This window comes from Saccharopolyspora endophytica, from assembly GCF_018070075.1.
GTDB lineage: Bacteria > Actinomycetota > Actinomycetes > Mycobacteriales > Pseudonocardiaceae > Saccharopolyspora > Saccharopolyspora endophytica.
This window is the reverse complement of sequence record NZ_JAGPXE010000002.1, coordinates 399,956-416,696: the sequence shown is the minus strand read 5'-3', so window position 1 is coordinate 416,696 and position 16,741 is coordinate 399,956. Positions and strand designations below refer to the sequence as shown.

Genomic DNA, 16,741 nt, shown 5'->3' with positions numbered 1-16,741 from the left:
TGGGATAGCGACGGCATGTAGGCGTCAAAATCCCGAGAAACGTGGTTGTCGCCGTGCGGCGAACGCCGAAATGCCTTCACGCGCGTCAGCGGTGGCCGCAGCACGGGCGAGGGACTGCGCCTCGTCCTCGAGTTGGGTCTCGAGCGGTGTCGCGAGCGACCGAGCGACGAGCCGGCGGACCTCACCGAAGGCACGCGTCGGTCCGGCCGCGAGCGCCACGGCCGTTGCGCGCGCCTGCTCCGCCACGACGTGGTCGGCCACGACGTGGTCGACCAGACCGGCACCCAGTGCCTCGTCCGCGTCGAGGGATTCGCTCAGGAGTAGGAAGCGGCGGGCGCGGGCGATCCCCATGCGGGAAGCGAAGCCGGCGGTCGCTCCCAGGTCGCAGGTGAACCCGAGTTGCGCGTACGCCGCGGTGAAACGTGCCGAGCGCGCGGCATAGACAACGTCGCAGTGGGAGAGCAAGGAAACCGCACCGCCCGCGGCGGAAGCGTGTGCGCACGCCACGATGGGTGCGTCCATGCGGAGTAGGCGGGTCAGCCCCATGTGCAGCCCGAACGTCCCGTCGCGCACCGCTGCCGGCGCGGCATCGAGGTCGCGCGAGAACAGGTTGACGTCTCCGCCTACGCTGAAGAAGCGACCTTCGGCCCGCAGAAGGACGGCGCGGACGTCCCCGCGCTTTGCGAGCTCGTTCGCTACCTGTCCAAACTCTCGGCAGAAAACCGCACCCATCGGGTTGCCAGGCTCGGCGTCGTTGAGCACCAGCTCAGCGAGACCGTCGTCGACCAGCAGGTCGATGGTCTGATAGTTCATGATTTCTCTCCTGTGGTGGGAGATCGTCACCGTGAATCGCGGGGGCGTCAGGCCACCGAGATGCCTCCGTTGATGCTGATCGCCTGCCCTGTCACGCGCCGAGCGGCGGGACTGGCCAGGAAGACCGCCATAGCCGCGAGGTCTGCTGGCTCGGCGACCCCAAGATGCGCCAGCGACGCGGCTTTCTCGAACATCCGTGCACTGAACGGCTCCCCCGCGATCAAAGCCGCGCCGGGCGTGCCCGCGATGAGGGAGGGCGTAAGCATGTTGATGCGCACGCCCTCACGCTTGACCTCGAGTGCGGCCGACTTGGAGTACATGACGATCGCCGCCATCGCGGCACCGATGGCGGTCTCCCCGGGTGTCGCGAGCTTCGCGGCGTCGGAAGCGACGTTGATGACGGTTCCGCTGCGCTGTGCCCGCATCAAGGGCAGCAGTGCGTGCATCATGTGCAGCGGTGGCAGCATGACCTCGTCGATGCGGTCGCGGATGTTCTGAATCGGGATGGTGTGCAGCAGCCGAGGGGGTTCGCTCGGGCCGGTCGCGCTGACGAGCACGTCCACCGCTCCGAGAAGGGCGAGGCTGGTCTCGCCGGCACGAACCGCGTCGTCCGGATCGGTCGCGTCGGCCCTGACGAAGTGCGGCTTGCTGCCGCTGCGTCGCTGTACCTCGTCGCAGGCCATCGCGCCACGCTCATCGTTGCGGCCGAGGATGACCACGCGCGCCCCGTTCTCCGCGAACTGCGAAGCCGTCTCGAGCCCGACACCACCGGTGCCCCCGAGGACAACGACGCCGGATCCGGCGGCAGGCGTGCTCATCGGTTCGCGAGGATGGTCGGAAGGGCCGCACGATGGAACCCGTTGAAGGGCTCGTTGTTGCGCGCGGGCTGCAACTCCCACCACCCGCGACGGGCGTTGGGGGCCCCGCCGTCGATGCGGATGCACGAGCCGGTGATGAAGCTCGCGGCCGGCGACAGCAGGAAGACGATCGCGGCTGAGACCTCGGACTCGGTGCCGAACCGCTGGAGTGGGATGTGCGGTGAGACGCCATCCTGGATGAACGCCGTGTCCTTCGCGTCGTAGGTGTCCAGGCCACTGGACGCGATGGAGCCGGGCGCGACCGTGTTGACCCGTACGCCGGATTCGGCCCATTCGGTCGCGGCCGACTCGCTCAGGGTGAGCATGCCCCCACGCGATGCCGCGGAGTGCGAGAAGTGGGGCCACCCGTGCCAGATATCGGCGATCATGCTGACGATCGAGCCGCCATGGTCGGCCATCCACCGGTTGTAGACCTCGCGCATGACGATGAAACCACCGGTGAGGTTGGTTCTCACAACGGCATCGAAACCCTTGGTCGTGATGGTCTTCAGCGGAGCGCGGTACTGACCGCCGGCGTTGTTGACCAGACCGTCGATCCGACCGTGGTCTCGGAGGACCGTGTCGACGGTCTCGATGATGGTGTCCTCATCGCGGATATCGTTCACGTGGGTAGAGACCGAGCCGCCGTCGGTGGAGATCTCGTCCCGGACGTGCTCCAGCTTCTCCGGATTGCGCCCGAGGATGGCTACGTGGGCGCCGAGGGAGGCGAGTTCGTGCGCCGTGCAGCGGCCGATTCCGCTGCCGCCACCGGTGACGACGATGACCTGGTCCTTGAAGAGTCCGGGCGCGTAAACGCTGCGGTAGGTCACGATGTTGGTCCTCTGCTCGTGGATGGTCGATTCGGTCACTCGGACGGGGTATGTGTGCTCACCCGGTCGGGATCACGACGCTCGACGAAGTCCTGCTTGCGCTCGACGATCTCGGGATTGCCCATGGTCGAGTAGCCGTAGAGGGCCTCGAGGCGTAGTTGGTCATCCAACGGCCGTCCCACCACCTCCAAGATGGTGTCCTTGGCCGACTCCACGGCCGCCTGGGGATTGCGCAGGATCTTCGAGGCGATGTGTTCGGCGGTGCTCATCAGCTGGGCCTGGGGCACCACCCGGTTGACGAGGTGGACCTCCTTGGCTCGCTGCGCGTCGATCGGCTCGCCCATCAGTTCCAGCTCCATCGCGACACCGACCCCGCAGGTGTTGACCAGCCGGACGATGCCGCCGTCGGCGAAGTGCATCCCCCGCCGGATGTGGAAGAACCCGAAGTTCGCGTTCTCCGAGGCAAGCCGGATGTCGCAGGCCAGTGCCAGCTCGATGCCTCCGCCGATAACCCAGCCGTTGAGGGCCGCGATGATCGGCTTGGACGTGTGGTGCAGCCCGCGTGTGATACGGCCTGCGAAGCCCTTGTTCAGCAGGCTCCGACCCAGCTCGGGTCCCGCGTTGAGCCACGGGTCGACGTGTGACTTGAGGTCCGCACCGGCACAGAAGGTCTTCTCTCCGGCTCCGGTCAGGATGGCCACCCGTACATCGGGGTCGTTGCGGAACTCCGACCACGCCTCGAAGAGGAGCTCGTCGGTCTCCGTGTCGATGGCGTTGTGCACGTCGGGACGGTTGAGGGTGATGTACGCGATCGCGTCGCGCTTTTCGTAGATGACCTTGCTCATCCGGTTCTCCAGTCCTAGTGGCCCGGGATCTTGGCCTGGCCGACCTTGTGGCGTGCGATGACGAGCTTCATGATCTGCGCGCTCCCGTCCCCGAGCTGCAGGCCGAGGACGTCGCGGAGCCGCTGCTCATAAGGCAGCTCCTCGGTGTACGCAGAGTGGCCGTTGATCAGTAGGCAGGTCTGGACCGTCTCGAAGGCAAGCTTCGGCCCCCACCACTTGCACATGGCGGCTTCCTCGGTGTGGGGGATCCCCTGATCCTTCAGCCACAGGGTCTTCAGACACAGCAGGCGGCAGGCCTCAACGTGCGTCTCGGCCTCCGCCAAAGGGAATGACACGCCTTGGTGGTCGGTCAGCGGCTTGCCCATGCTGGTGCGCTCCGCCGCCGACCGCCAAGTCTCGTCCAGTGACTGCCGAGCCACCGCGAGGACCTGAAGGCCGATCAGGGCCCGGCTGTAGTCGAAACCCTGCATGACCTGGATGAACCCCTGGTTCTCCTCGCCGAGCAGGTGCGACGCGGGCACGGCCACTCGGTCGAAGTGCACCGACCCGCGGCCCGCGCTGCGCCCGCCCAGGTCGGCGAATTCGCTGGTGGTGATGCCGGGGAGGTCGAGCGGTACCAGGAAGGCGCTGATGCCGCGGGCACCCGGCCCCCCGGTCCTGGCCCATACCACGGCGAAGTCGGCCTGGGTCGCGAAGCTCGTCGAAGTCTTCTCCCCGTCGAGGATGTAGGTGTCGTCGTCGCGATCAGCTCGCAGCGTGAGGTTCGCGGCGTCCGACCCGCCCGCCGGCTCCGTCAACGCGATCGCTGGGATGATCCGACCGGCGGTCATGCCCGAGAGCCACGGCTTCACGACCTCCGGGTTCCCGTGACGCGCCAGCAACGCGGAACTCAAGGACATCGACACCATCAGCTGGCCGACGTTGTAGTCGGAACGGCAGATCGCTTCCAGAACCAGCCCCGCCGTCACACAGTCCAGTCCCAGCCCGCCGTAATCCTCGGGGAGTTCGACCGCGAACAGGCCGAGCCTGCCCATCTCGAGCAACGTGTCACGGTCGAAGGCACCCTCGATCTCCCGCTGCTTGTAGAACGGCGCCAGACGTTGCTCACCGAAACGACTGGCAACACTCACCAAATCCTGCTGTTCAGCGGTGATCGAGAAGTTCAACGGTGCGGACATCGGTCTCCTTCATCGGTGACGGCGGTCATAGTGTGCTTCTTTGTGGCCGCACTCCTCTCCATGCCAACAGGGGGTCTTCACCCCCCAACAGTGGTAGTGTTTGCGCATGTCCTCAGCCACCGAGGCCCATTCGGACCTGGAACGGCTGCGGTCACACCGGCGTCACGCGCGCCGCGAGCGCGCTTTCATCGCTCGGTTCGTCTTCGACGAGCTGGAGCAACGGAACCGGGAGACCGCGGCGGAGCCGGGCTGGTCTCGCAAGGACCTCGAGCACTGGGCTGAGATCGCTGAGGAGCGGCGCGCGGCCAGAGCACACGACCTCGAGCTGCGTCGGACGACCGACGCCACGCTGGCCGCCGCGCTGGACCGCCTGGCCTCCGCACCCTCCAGCGGGGAGATGTCGCGACGCGCCCCCGCCGAGCTCCGCGAGGCGTGCGGCTTCACCCGGGTGATGATCTCCTCGGCGCGGGGCTCACGGTGGCTGCCAGACACCATTCGGCCCGAAGACTACGCCGACCCGGACGCCGACGAGTTCGACCGGTTCGCACGGGAGGGCAACGAGATCCCGCTGGCGCGCTCAATGCTGGAGACGGAGATGGTCCGGGATCGGAAAGCGGTGATCGTCGAACACGCGGAGACCGACCCCAGGACCTACAAGCCGCTGGTCCGGGTCACCCAGAGCAGGTCCTACGTCGCGGCCCCGATCACCACGAACCGACGGGTGATCGGCTTCCTCCATGCCGACCGTCTCCGCCAGCACAGCCACATCACCGTTGGTGACCTGCACAGCATCGACCGGTTCGCGGCGGAGTTCAGCGTCCTGTTCGAGTCCGCCGTGCTGCGCGAGCGCATCGACGGCCAGCGAGCACGGGTGGGTGAACTGCTGGACGAAGTCACGGCAGGCCTAGCCGCCCTCGCAGATGAGCCGCTAGCCCTACCGGCGACCGCGCAAGAGCGCGCCCGCGGCGAGGAACCGGACCCGAGCGCTGCACAGCGCACCGCAGACCTGCTGAGCCGACGGGAACAGGAGGTGCTCACCCTGCTCGCGGCAGGCGCCACCAACCGAGCCATCGCCCAGGAACTGGTGTTGTCAAGCGAGACGGTGAAGAGCCACGTCTCCAAGATTCTTCGCAAACTGCGTGTCGCCACCCGCGCAGAGGCGGTCGCGAAGTACCTGCAGCTGCGCGAGCGGGAGACCCGCGAGGCAGTCTCGTGACGGCCGCTCAGCAGGCGCGCACTCGTTCCACTCGTGACCTTCGGGCGAGCACCCTTCGCCTTGCCGCACGTCTCGACGGACTCGAGTTGCTCGACCCCGCCGTGCCGGCGTCGGTCCGCGAGCACGTCACGCAGCCAACCGGTGCGCTGCACGACGCCGCTCGCGCGATTGCGTCGTACCCGGTAGACCACGATCGACGGTTGCTGGAGCTGGCCGCCGAGGCGTTGGCGCTGGGCGAGGAGTGGGACCGCCACTTCCACCAAGCCCGCCTGCACGCACGCGACCAGGTGGCAGAGTGCCTCGCGCAGTTGCGCTCATTGAGAGATGAGTCCGAGTTAAGCAACCAGATCTGTCCAGCCATCGCTCAGGCCTTCGGCGCGCAGTGGGCGCTCATCGCCCGCATACATAAGGACACCTGGTCGCAGTGGAGGCTGTACGACGCCTCCGGGCAGTTCCACGGTCGGGAGGAGCCGGACGGATTCGGCACTGTACCTCTGGCGCAACTGCCGGCAGAGGCAGAGGCCGTCCGCACCGGACTCGCCTTGTCGTCGACCTCGAGGAGCCTGTGGGCGGAGACGGGGCGTGTCCGCGTGGCACCTATCCCGGTGGCGGGCCGGGTGACGGCCCTGGTGCACGTGCCGGAGCCAGCAAGATCGCACGAGGATGACGATCTCAATGAGCGACTGGAGACCTGCGCCATCGGGCTTGGTCGCATACTCGAGCGTGAGCTGCTCTACGAACGCTTCCGGTCACAACGGTCCCGCGTGCGGACTTCCCTGGCTGCCATAGAAAGCACCATGACCTCACTCGATACCGGGGTCGACCTCGTACGGCTCGTCGGGCGGGAACACGCGGACACGGTGTCGGAAGTCGGATTGCCGCTCGTCGGCCCATCACCTGCCTTTGACAATGTCCTGACCTCGCGGGAACGCGACGTGATGACACTCGTTGTCCTCGGGCGTGACAACACTGCGATCGCCCATCAGCTCGCCATCACCACGAACACCGTCAAATCTCACATCCGAAACATCATGCGCAAGTTCGGCGCCGTCAACCGGACCGAACTCATCTCGCTCCACCAGGCAGCCACGCATCTGGAGCCGTCGGCCACGCGATGTTGACTCCCGAACCGAGCAAACTGGCGCGGAGGTTGATTCGCCGCCACAGTTGATTTGAGGCAGGTATGTGGTGCGTTTCGTAGCTGACGGCCGCAGCACCGGGGTCGGCACACTGTCGCCGAGCACGTTCAGTCGCCTGATCACTGGCACGCTGAATAGGCGATCGCACAGGGTTGCCGAGGTCGCCAGGGTACCGCCGTGGGTGAAGTTCCAGCCCTCCGGGCCGTTTTGTGGGCGGCTCAAATGTCGAGGACGGACATGATCGCTTCGACCGCCGACGCGTCCGACCTAGTCGGCGCGGACTTACCTGGGTGCGAATCTGGGTGCGAACTTCTGCCCACCATGCAACTCGAGCACCATCTTTGTCCTCCATTCATCCCGTTTGCCCAGGCACCTCACCGATGACAAAGTCCCTAGCCGACTCAAAATCCGTCCAGTGTGCGTTCGAATCGCACCGGGGGCACCAGCCTTGACCAGGCAAAACAAGCGACTATGTGGATCGAGATTTTGATCCTGGGCTCGGCCTCGGGCGCGAGAACACGCAAGACCGTGAGTCGTTCGCACCCCGAATGGACCTCGGCGCGCCCCATCGAGGAGCGCCGCAAGACGCTCTGGTAGTCGTCGAGAAGCACAAGAAGCCTGGCGAGCACGACTGCGTCGCCGAGGACTGCCTCCCACATGGCGTGCAGGCCGATGGCTGCCTCAACGGTCCGCCATATCCACTCGATCATCAGCGGCACCCTCGACGCGGGCGATCTGGCCAGAGATCCCGTTGACCGGAAGGGCACATCCGCGGTTCCACGCAGTGGACTGCGCCGCCGTTCGGCGGCGAACTCCGTATCGTCGAGGGCATCAACCATCGGGAGGCATCGTCGCTCGCCCGGTCGGCAACGACGGTGTCGACCCGGCGTTGGTCACCGAAAACCGCCTGCCCGGTCGGATCCGACTTGGTGGAGGAGCCGTGCGTACGTTCGTCGAGCAGTGGCAGGACTGGCACGCCAACCGGGAGCGCGAGCTCGCCGACCCCTACGGCTGGCTGGCCTTGGTTTCCCTGGACTGGCTGACCGATGCTCCCGCCACCTACGCGGCAGCGCCGGGCGTGTGGTGGCAGGACTCCGAGGCCGCCTACGTCGACCCGCAGGGCGCCGAACTGTCCTACGGGGGCGAAGCGATCACCGGGATCCAGCGCTTCGAGCTCGTCAACAGCGGAGCCGGCACCCGGGTGTCGGCCGGTGACGTGGAGGTCGAGGTCGCACGCCGCTCCGGCTACCTGATCCGGGTGCACTCGCCGAAAGCCCCAGCGCTCCGCGATTTCCGAGGTGTGCCGACCTACCAACCTGACCCGGACTGGGTGATCACGGGCATCTTCGAACCATTCGCCGAGCCCCGGCCGACAACGGTCGGTGCCGTCACGCCCGGCTTGACCCACGTGTACCACGCCCCCGGTCTCGTACGTTTCAAGCGCGACGGCGTCGAGTGCACGCTGACAGCGTTCAACGGCAAGTCCGGCAGTGGCCTCAACATCCTGTTCACCGACGCCACCAGCGGGGTGACCACCTATCCGGCGAACCGCTCCGTGGTCACCGCCGAACCGGCCGCCGACGGCACCGTCACGCTCGACTTCAACCGCTCGGTCAACCTCCCGTGCGCCTTCACCGACTTCGCCACGTGCCCGCTGCCACCCGAGGGAAACCACCTGCCGTTCGAGGTGACTGCGGGCGAACTGCTCCCCTACTAGCGGTCCGAACCCTGAGCTTGTTCCCCGAACTCGTCGTCCGGAGCGGGTGCAGCATCGCTCCCTCTCGCCAGGCACACCGCCCGGCGTATCAGCCCAAGACCAGATCACCGCTGTTCAGACAGGCCCTTCCGGGGCAGAGCAGACAACGTCCCGAACAGCTGAGAACTCCTAGAACAGTCGCTGATCGTCATGACGGCCGGATTCACGGTTCGTGGGTGTAGACGATCAGCCAGTTCTCGTCGCGCTCGTTCAGTTCTAGAGTGTCCCGATAAGCGCCGCCGACGATGTCTACCCTGGCGTGGTAGCCCGCCACCCCGGGATGTACCGCCACATCGTCAACGCGAAGACCACGCCCGCCATCCCGCACCACCCGCTCCGCAATTGACCGCCGGACGGGTGGACTGTCCACAACGGACAACGACAGCAGAGCAACCTCGTCCCGCTCGTTCAGCGCCGCGACATAGCGATGGGCCGTCTCCTCCGGAGTGGCGCCCCCTGCAGCACCAGCGCGCATAGGACGCCGAGTCGGGTCCCCACCATCCGCGAGCACGAGCACCGCCGCCGCGACGAAAATCGCGGCGGCGGTCACGATCAGGAAGTTCGTGCAGTCGTTGGGGTATTCCCGAAAGCTCGGGCTGTAGTCGAACACGTACGTGTAAGCCCAGTCGATCACCGCCTGCCAGTTGAACCCCGCCACAGCCGACGCCCGAGGGCTGAAATCCACCATGGTGGTCTTCTCACTGGTCCCGGCAGGTGGAGCGGTCGACAAACCGGCGGTGACGTCGTCCGGGAGGAACCGATCGCGCAGTCTGATCACGGGCTTGTCCACCTGCGTGGGCGGCGGCGGTCCGAACCCCAGATGCGGATTGGCTGCGACGATGATCCAGCGGTCGTCCGATCGCTGCAGGTCGAACGTGTGCCTCAGCCGGTACGACCCGCTGATCGCGGGCGTGAGACCACTCGCCGGGTCGGTTGTGGTGATCGGCTGAGCGAAGAACAGTTCTGATTGCTCGACGACCTCGACGCGTCGGCGGTCCAATGCGAAGAGGATCATCATCAGCGAATGCCCCCATTCACTGATGGGTTCCCGACCAGCGGCGAACGCCTCGGCGCTCCAGCGGAGGCGTTCGCTGTTTCCCTTGGCCGCCAAGTGGAACCCCGCCAGAGCACGCCGGGAAGGAGTTCGTCTCCGGCTTCTCCCGCCGTTTCGGAATCACGGCGGGCTGAGGCTGGTCAGGTCTGGTTTCTGAAGCAGATATGGGATTCGCCTTCGTCTGCTTTCAGAACCCAGGTGTCGCCGGGGGCGCAGTTGTCGCTGGGGTCGTCTCTGACGCTGCTGACCACGAGGACCGTGTTGTACCTGCCGGTGATTTCAGGCGCGGTGCAGTCGACCGCGGTGGTTTCTCCGACGTCGGTGCCTTCGCTCGTCGTTTCGGCGAGCACGCAGAAGTCCGGGATCCAGACGCGGTCGAGGCACAGGGTGGTGTCCTCGTAGCTCCACGGAACGTAGTCGGTGGAGCGGATCGTGCACTCCGAGCTGCTCTCACTCGTGCTAATCACCTTGAAGACGCCGGCGGTTTTGGAATTGCACGGGACCGGGTCCGGGGGTGTCGAGGTGTTCCACTCCTCGTTGCCGTCCTGGTAGATCGGCAGGCAACTGCCCTCCACTACGCCTTCGAAGGCCTCGGCTGTGGAGTCCGACGTTGTCGTCGAGATCTCCTCGGAGTACTCATCGGATGATTCCTCCGAGTACTCGTCGGAGTACTCATCGGAGTACTCATCGGAGTCCGTCGTGGACACCGAATCCGATTCCGATTCCTCGTAGTCGGTGCTCTCCTGCTCGGACAAGCCGACGACCAGCAGCAGGAGAATGCCGATCGCAAGGATCGCTCCGACCACCGGCAGCACCCGGTGAGACGTCAGATCGTTCTCGGTGTGCGGCGCCGCGTTCTCGGCCTCGCCCAGCAGGGCCAGTGCCTCGCCCGCGCTGATCCGCTCGTCGGGGTCCTCGGCTCTCATCGCGGCGATCAACGGGCCGAGCTCGCCGGTAGGTGTCTCCGACTCCCCCGGCATCCGCCCTTCTAGCCCGTAGAACAGGACCGCTCCCAGCGAGCGCACGTCGTCCGCCTCGCCGGCCTGGTCAGGGTCCTGGATCGCATCGAAGCCGGTGAGCACCGCCGTGCCGTTCGCCTCGAGCCGCACCAACTCCGGTGCGATGCCGCCGTGGGTCATGCCTTCGGCGTGCGCGGCCGACAACGCCCGGAGCAAGTCCCGGGCCACCGGGCGCAGGGTCTCGGCGGGCGCCGGGCCGTGGTGGGCGATGTCCTCGGCGAGCGTCCGGCCCTCGACGTGCCTGGTCACCGACCAGACGCCGTCGCCCGCTGCCACGAGATCGTCGACGAAGGCCAGGTTCGGGCAGGTGCGGAGCGCGGCGGCCTGGCGCCGGGTGCGCTCGTCGTGCTGCTGCACGAACAGCGCGAGGCGGTCTGCCACGTCCTGCGACGACGGCAGCCGCTCCCAGCTGAGCAGCACCTGGTCATCGCTGTTCTCGTCGACCGCCCGCCAGTGATCCCCCGTCTTCTGGATCAGCCGGTAGCGCCGGCCGACCAGCTCGCCTTGCTCCGACATGCCGACCCCATCTCGCTCAGCCGAACAAGGCGCCCACGGCGCCCTGGATCTCGCTCACCGTGGTGGCCAGCGCGCCCACCGGCTGCACCGCGGAGGAGATCTTGTCCAGCAGCCCGCGCACCTTGGTCTCGTCGGGGTTGTCCGCCTCGGTGGCTTCGACGAGTTCCTCGGCGTCGTGCGCCACCTCCTCGACGAGCTCGCCGTCACGGACGGCTTTCCGCACCTCCTCCAGGAGTTGCCGGATCTCGTCGCGCAGTTCGCGCGAACTGCCGTGGGAGACGGCCTTGGCCCCGGTCCCGACCGCCACCGCGTCGGCATTGAGCTGCCCCGAGCCGGTGATGTTGATCTGGTAGTTCTCGCCCATGTGCTCACTTCTTCCTGCTCTGCGCTGCCGCGCCCGGTCCGCTCAAGGTGTTCCTGGCTCGCGCGAAGGTGTTGGCGATCGCGTTGGAGCCCACCGCGAGGCTGCCGGCGTTCACGCTGCCCTGACCTGAGACGTAGACGCCGTTGTTGAGGATCGTGGTCTGCCGTTCCCGCAGGTCGCTGGTGTCGATGTTGTGGTCGTCCAGGAATTCTTCGAGCGCCTCGACGACCTTCCGCTCGGCGACCTTGGCGTACATCTCCTTGTCCAGGTTCTGGAAGTGCCGGTGGAACCGGCCGTCTGCGGCCTTCTCGCGCAGGCTCGTCGCCGCCCCGTAGTTGAAACTGCGGTCGTACTTGATCGCACGGGCTTCCCGCACGCGTGACAGAAGCTCCTCCAGCGGGGAGAACACCACGTCGACGATGCGCACGAACGCGCCGACGGTCGTGGGGACGAGCTTGACCAGGCTCGATCCGAGCATCCGGAAGATCTGGGTTCCGGTCGGGGTGCTCAACAGCCGGTCCACCTGCTTGTAGCGCTCTTGGATCGGCAGGAGCAGCGAGTAGTTCATCTCAACGTAGAGCTGGTCCTTGCGGGGCATCATCGCCAGCCGCAGGAACATCGTCACCACGAGTTCCCCGTTCCACCCGGCCACGCGGATCACCAGGTAGGGACGTGCCCTGCTCAGGGAGTCCTCGCGCAGTCTGGCGATCTCGGCTTCGCCGATCCGCGAAGCGGGAGCGGCCAGCTCGTTCGGCAGGATCGCCTTCTTCACCGAGGAATCGAGACCGTACAGCAGGTCTTGTCCGCTGACGAAGACTCGATCGTCGACGTGAACGCCGGGCAAGCCGACACCACGCACGGCGTTGGCCACGAAGTCGTTGAGCTCAGCCGTGGTGAACTCGATGACCTCCTCGTCCTCCACCGGTGTGGCGATGTTCAGCGTGAAGGACCAGTTCTCAAACGGTATTCCGTATCCGGCGAACGGCCCGTAGTCGGTGTGGACCGTGGTGTTGCCCAGGTTGTGCTCGGCGATCGCCTCCAGCCGCGCCCGCACTCGCTCACTCGCGGGTGCGGAGGCGCCCGCGGGGTTGAAGGTGTTGCGCCGGAGGTGTTCCGCGAGGACCCCGTAGTGCGCGACCCACGATTCGACGACCGTCACGGCCCACCCGGCGAACAGCGCCAGCAGCACCCCGCGGGGGTTCTCGTTCCCGAGGAAGGCGACACCGATCAGGAGGAAGACCACCAGCAGGGCGTCGCGGGTCAGCTGCCTGCCCCGTGCCGCCAGCCCGTACTTGAGCACGGTGACGAGGTCGACGCCGGGAGACGACGCGATCGCGCGGTAGTGCTCCCGCAGGATCTTCTTGTACGCGTAGTGGTTGAGCCCGGCGTCGGTCTGCAGTGCGGCGCACAGGTACCGCGTCACGTCCCGGTTGAAACCGGCTCCGGGCACGACCTGCGTCGACTGGGTGAGACCGCACTTCGGGCAGACCGCGACACCCGGCCCGCTATCAGCACCGCAGGAGTGACACTTCATCCGTCCCATCGCTTCCCCAGAGAGCGGCGACCTCAGTGCGGTCACCGATGACGAAACGCACCAGGAATCGTCGGCTCAGCCCCCACACGAAATCGCATGGCTCAGCCACGAAGCCGAAGCAACCGTAGCGAAAGGCCGCTTCGAGCAGATCTGCAACAGTCGATGTTCGCCCGGTTGGAGCAATACAACCTGCCGTGCCCCAATGTGTCGTCATCACTCGTTCGTCGCAGACATCGTTGCGCCGGGGCGGTGAACTTCTCGATCGCGCCGGATCGCCGGCGATCACGTTAGTAGCGTGGTGGGAGGTTGTGTGCTCGATCCGCATCGGGAAGCGGTTGTGATCCGGAACAAGGCCGGGGAATTCGAGGACAAGACCGGCGAGATCGCGCGGTATCAGCAGCAGGCTGACTCAATCTCGATCACCTTCAACAAGGGCTCCACCTACCCCTATGGGCGTGATCGGGTGCGGGTGCTGCGCAAGCCGACGCCGCTCCCGATTCCCGAGGGCTCGTGCGTGGAGGTCGACGGCCAGATCTGGACCGGTGTGCGGTCGGTGTTGGTCTTCCGTTCGGCTGAAGGCCAGTGGGCGCACATCGTCTACCAGCGCAAGGACGGCAGTGAGGGCGTCAGCTACTACCTCGCCTCGCAGGTGGAGGTGCGCGCCGATGTCGGTGCGTCCGGCATTGCCGCCGACGTGCGCAAGTACTGGCGTGCCGTTCTCTCCGGGATGGCCCCGGATGACCCGCTGCAGGATCCGCACGAGCGGATGCCCTACGTCCACCCCGGCAGTGCGCTGGGTGCCTACCTGACCGGCTCACCCATCGAGACTCGCGATCTGGCGACGCCGCCGATCTACCCGTTCCGCTGCAACCTGAGTCAGCGTGCCGCAGTGGAAAACGCGCTCACCCGTTCGGTTTCGGTCATCGAGGGACCGCCGGGCACTGGCAAGACCGAGACCATCCTGAACCTGATCGCCAACATCGTGGTGCAGCAGGGGATGGTCGCGGTCGTCTCGTTCACCAACTCGGCCGTCGCCAACGTGAAGGAGAAGCTCGACGAGCTCGGCTTCGGCCACATCATCGCCGATCTCGGAAACCGAGACATGCGCAATGCGTTCTTCGCAAAGCAATCCGAACGCAACACCGAGGTGTCGAGGTTCGTCTCCCGAACGCCACCGCAACCCGACGAACGCAGGCTCGACGAGGTGGATCGTCAGCTGCGCGAGCTTCAGCGTGCGGATCGGGAGAAAGCCCAGCGGCAGCAGGAACTCGCCGCTTTCCGGTTGGAGTTCGAGCATTTCGAACGGCATCTGCACGACGACTTGCCGGATCTGGAGAACCTTCCGCTGCTGCGCCGATCTTCGGACCGCATTCTCGACTACCTCGCCGAGAGCGATTTGCAGCACGAAGGGCTTCGCCCCGGGCTGCTGCGGCGGATCGGGAACTACTTCCGGTTCGGGCCGACGAGTGATCTCGACCCCGGCGACACGGATCTGGTGCTGGCCTTGCAGCGCGCCTACTACCGGAAGCGCATCGGCGAGCTCGAATCCGAGCTCGACCGGCTGGATTCCGAGCTGGAAGGCGCGAAGTTCAATGATCTCGCCGAGGAACACCAGCGCTTGTCCACCGAGAAGCTGCACGCCGAGCTCGGCGACCGGTACCGGTCGCGGAACCGTCGGAAGTACGACCACGAGACCTACCGGCAGAACAGGAATTTCCGCAGTTTCATCGACGATCACCCGACGGTGCTGAGCACGTGCCACTCACTCCGCAAGTGCGTGCCCGAAGGATTCCTGCTCGACTACCTCATCATCGATGAGGCCTCGCAGGTCAACCCGCTCGCGGCAGCACTGGCCATGTCCGAAGATCTGTGCCGGAACCTGGTCGTGGTCGGCGACTCCCAGCAGCTCGCCCCGGTCGAGGTCACGTCCGAGTCGACCGCCACACCACCACACCCCGCCTACGACGTCCGCAAAAGCGTCCTGGAATCCGTGCACGAGTTGCACGGCGAGGGGCTGCCCAGCCAGCTGCTGCGGGAGCACTACCGCTGCGACCCCGCCATCATCGGCTTCTGCAACAAGAGCTTCTACGACGACGAGCTCATCCCGTTCTCCCCGAACGGGATGCAGCCGCCGATGCTGGTGTGGCGCACGGTCGAGGGCAACCACATGCGCCGGTACTCCGGCGGCGGGCGGATGAACCGGCGCGAGATCGACGTCATCGACGATGAGGTCATCCCCCTGCACTGCCGCGGAGTCGACGGCGACGACATCGGGGTGACCACTCCCTACCGCGGCCAGGTCGCCGCCGCCGAGGACGTGCTGGACTCCGGGCTCATCAACACCGTGCACAAGTTCCAGGGCAGGCAGAAGCGAGTGGTCATCCTGACCACCGTTCTCGACGAGTCCCGGCAGGGGCGCATCGGACTGAAGTTCGTCGACGACCCGAAGCTGATCAACGTGGCGGTGTCGCGTGCGATCGACCGATTCGTGCTGGTCACCAACCACGACACGCTCCCGCGCAGCCGGCACGTCCGGGACCTGGTGGGCTACATCCGCTACCACGGTTTCGACGAGTCCGTGCTCGACAGCGACATCGTGTCGATCTTCGACCTGCTGTACCAGAACTACGCCCGCCGACTGCGCCCGCTGGCCCGCCGGCGCAGGCACCAGCTGCGATACCCGTCCGAGGACATCGCTTGGACGGTGCTGCACGACATCCTGGCCGAACCCGCCTACCTGCACCTGAAGGCCGTACCCCAAGTCCTCGTGACCCAGGTCCTGCCGAATCTCGACCGGCTCGACGAGCCCCAGCGGCACTACGTCGGCAACCGCGCCTCACTCGACTTCGTCCTCTACAACCGTGTCACCAACGAGTTCGTGCTGGCCATCGAGGTCGACGGCTTCGAATACCACGCCAACAAGCCCGAGCAACAACGTCGCGACGCCCTCAAGAACGAGATCATGCGCCGCTACGGCCTGCGGCTCCTCCGCCTCCCCACCACCGGCAGCCGCGAACCCGAACGCATCCGACGGGAACTGGACGAAGCCGACAGAGCACTCGCGCGCAGCACGTGAGCTGGCATTTCCTAGGCGCATCGTTGCAGCGCCGTCCTGCAGCCATCGCCAGAACGGTCATCAGCCGCGGACACAGCGCCCGACCGTTCATCGCGCAACGGAGAGCACGTATCCGGACGCCAGACGACAAACAACCAGAAAATCGCTGCCCAGGAAGACTCCGCTAGTGCCCACCACCCGATCTAGCCACCCCAGCCAAATTCCCGAAACGGATTAGCTCGCGCGAAACTTCTTTTTTTACCTCACCAGAAGGCTTCCTCTCCAGTTCACCCGGAAGCCGAAACACTCCCCTGCCAGAAAAGACCAAATAGGAGATCAGCGCGCGGACTCACATGGCCGTAGCCACATAACCGGTCTAAGCGGCTCGTCACCCGTACAGCCGTGCGCTCAACAACCCGAAGCACCAAGCAGCCGCGAGCGGACGAGGTGATCCGGCATAATGCTCGGGCGACGTAAGGAGAGGAATGGCTCCGGAATCTGGGGGATCTCTGCCGGCTTCGGGTGGCTTGCCGGCTGCCAGGTCCGTGCTTTCGCATGCCAAGTC

Annotated in this window: 14 protein-coding genes; 4 read left to right on the top strand and 10 right to left on the bottom strand. The window is 66.1% G+C overall.

The window, feature by feature from the left end; all coding sequences use genetic code 11:
• Positions 1–24: 24 nt before the first annotated feature.
• Genes KBO27_RS06010 through KBO27_RS05990 form a run of 5 tightly spaced genes read right to left on the bottom strand, consistent with a single transcriptional unit; the run spans position 25 to position 4,523 of the window.
• Positions 25–813: an enoyl-CoA hydratase/isomerase family protein gene (locus KBO27_RS06010; protein WP_210968934.1), complete on the bottom strand. Its 789-nt coding sequence runs from the start codon at positions 811–813 to the stop codon at positions 25–27.
• Between the two features lie 47 nt (positions 814–860).
• Entirely contained in the window at positions 861–1,631 is a 771-nt protein-coding gene (locus KBO27_RS06005; protein ID WP_210968933.1) for an SDR family NAD(P)-dependent oxidoreductase, read from the bottom strand.
• Entirely contained in the window at positions 1,628–2,500 is an 873-nt protein-coding gene (locus tag KBO27_RS06000; protein WP_210968932.1) for an SDR family oxidoreductase, read from the bottom strand. Before KBO27_RS06000 ends, KBO27_RS06005 begins: the two co-directional genes overlap by 4 nt.
• 35 nt (positions 2,501–2,535) lie before the next feature.
• A complete protein-coding gene (locus KBO27_RS05995; RefSeq protein WP_210968931.1) occupies positions 2,536–3,345 on the bottom strand; it encodes an enoyl-CoA hydratase/isomerase family protein in 810 nt (269 codons plus the stop codon).
• Between the two features lie 14 nt (positions 3,346–3,359).
• A complete protein-coding gene (locus KBO27_RS05990) occupies positions 3,360–4,523 on the bottom strand; it encodes an acyl-CoA dehydrogenase family protein (RefSeq protein ID WP_210968930.1) in 1,164 nt (387 codons plus the stop codon).
• A 106-nt stretch (positions 4,524–4,629) separates the two neighbouring features.
• Here KBO27_RS05990 and KBO27_RS33425 point away from each other — a divergent pair, with 106 nt between their 5' ends.
• Positions 4,630–5,739, top strand: coding sequence for a LuxR C-terminal-related transcriptional regulator (locus tag KBO27_RS33425; protein ID WP_246536336.1), 1,110 nt, complete (start codon positions 4,630–4,632; stop codon positions 5,737–5,739).
• Positions 5,740–5,825: 86 nt separating this feature from the next.
• A complete protein-coding gene (locus KBO27_RS05980) occupies positions 5,826–6,860 on the top strand; it encodes a response regulator transcription factor (protein WP_210968929.1) in 1,035 nt (344 codons plus the stop codon).
• Between the two features lie 419 nt (positions 6,861–7,279).
• On the opposite strand, the gene KBO27_RS05975 is transcribed toward KBO27_RS05980, so the two are convergent.
• On the bottom strand, positions 7,280–7,717 hold the full coding sequence (locus KBO27_RS05975) for a hypothetical protein (RefSeq protein WP_210968928.1): 438 nt from the start codon (positions 7,715–7,717) through the stop codon (positions 7,280–7,282).
• 101 nt (positions 7,718–7,818) lie between these two features.
• On the opposite strand from KBO27_RS05975, the gene KBO27_RS05970 reads away from it, so the two are divergent.
• Positions 7,819–8,595, top strand: coding sequence for a DUF1684 domain-containing protein (locus KBO27_RS05970; protein WP_210968927.1), 777 nt, complete (start codon positions 7,819–7,821; stop codon positions 8,593–8,595).
• Positions 8,596–8,797: 202 nt separating this feature from the next.
• On the opposite strand, the gene KBO27_RS05965 is transcribed toward KBO27_RS05970, so the two are convergent.
• From KBO27_RS05965 to KBO27_RS05950, 4 genes are all read right to left on the bottom strand, one after another.
• Entirely contained in the window at positions 8,798–9,745 is a 948-nt protein-coding gene (locus KBO27_RS05965) for a hypothetical protein (protein WP_210968926.1), read from the bottom strand.
• Between the two features lie 83 nt (positions 9,746–9,828).
• Complete coding sequence (locus tag KBO27_RS05960) at positions 9,829–11,223, bottom strand: protein kinase family protein (RefSeq protein ID WP_210968925.1); 1,395 nt, start codon at positions 11,221–11,223, stop codon at positions 9,829–9,831.
• A gap of 16 nt (positions 11,224–11,239) precedes the next feature.
• Positions 11,240–11,587 (bottom strand): hypothetical protein, encoded by a 348-nt coding sequence (locus tag KBO27_RS05955; RefSeq protein WP_210968924.1) that lies wholly within the window; start codon positions 11,585–11,587, stop codon positions 11,240–11,242.
• A gap of 4 nt (positions 11,588–11,591) precedes the next feature.
• The gene (locus KBO27_RS05950) at positions 11,592–13,130 is read right to left on the bottom strand and encodes an AbeC-like domain-containing protein (RefSeq protein WP_210968923.1); all 1,539 of its coding nucleotides are present in this window, start codon (positions 13,128–13,130) and stop codon (positions 11,592–11,594) included.
• Positions 13,131–13,458: 328 nt separating this feature from the next.
• On the opposite strand from KBO27_RS05950, the gene KBO27_RS05945 reads away from it, so the two are divergent.
• Positions 13,459–16,197, top strand: a complete 2,739-nt coding sequence (locus tag KBO27_RS05945) for an AAA domain-containing protein (RefSeq protein ID WP_210968922.1) — start codon at positions 13,459–13,461, stop codon at positions 16,195–16,197.
• Positions 16,198–16,741 lie beyond the last annotated feature (544 nt).

Bases quoted from the DNA above. Each gene is read 5' to 3' on its own strand.
- KBO27_RS06010 (WP_210968934.1), bottom strand. From the start codon at position 813: ATGAACTATCAGACCATCGACCTGCTGGTCGACGACGGTCTCGCTGAG.
- KBO27_RS06005 (WP_210968933.1), bottom strand. From the start codon at position 1,631: ATGAGCACGCCTGCCGCCGGATCCGGCGTCGTTGTCCTCGGGGGCACC.
- KBO27_RS05995 (WP_210968931.1), bottom strand. From the start codon at position 3,345: ATGAGCAAGGTCATCTACGAAAAGCGCGACGCGATCGCGTACATCACC.
- KBO27_RS05990 (WP_210968930.1), bottom strand. From the start codon at position 4,523: ATGTCCGCACCGTTGAACTTCTCGATCACCGCTGAACAGCAGGATTTG.
- KBO27_RS33425 (WP_246536336.1), top strand. From the start codon at position 4,630: ATGTCCTCAGCCACCGAGGCCCATTCGGACCTGGAACGGCTGCGGTCA.
- KBO27_RS05975 (WP_210968928.1), bottom strand. From the start codon at position 7,717: ATGGTTGATGCCCTCGACGATACGGAGTTCGCCGCCGAACGGCGGCGC.
- KBO27_RS05960 (WP_210968925.1), bottom strand. From the start codon at position 11,223: ATGTCGGAGCAAGGCGAGCTGGTCGGCCGGCGCTACCGGCTGATCCAG.
- KBO27_RS05955 (WP_210968924.1), bottom strand. From the start codon at position 11,587: ATGGGCGAGAACTACCAGATCAACATCACCGGCTCGGGGCAGCTCAAT.
- KBO27_RS05950 (WP_210968923.1), bottom strand. From the start codon at position 13,130: ATGGGACGGATGAAGTGTCACTCCTGCGGTGCTGATAGCGGGCCGGGT.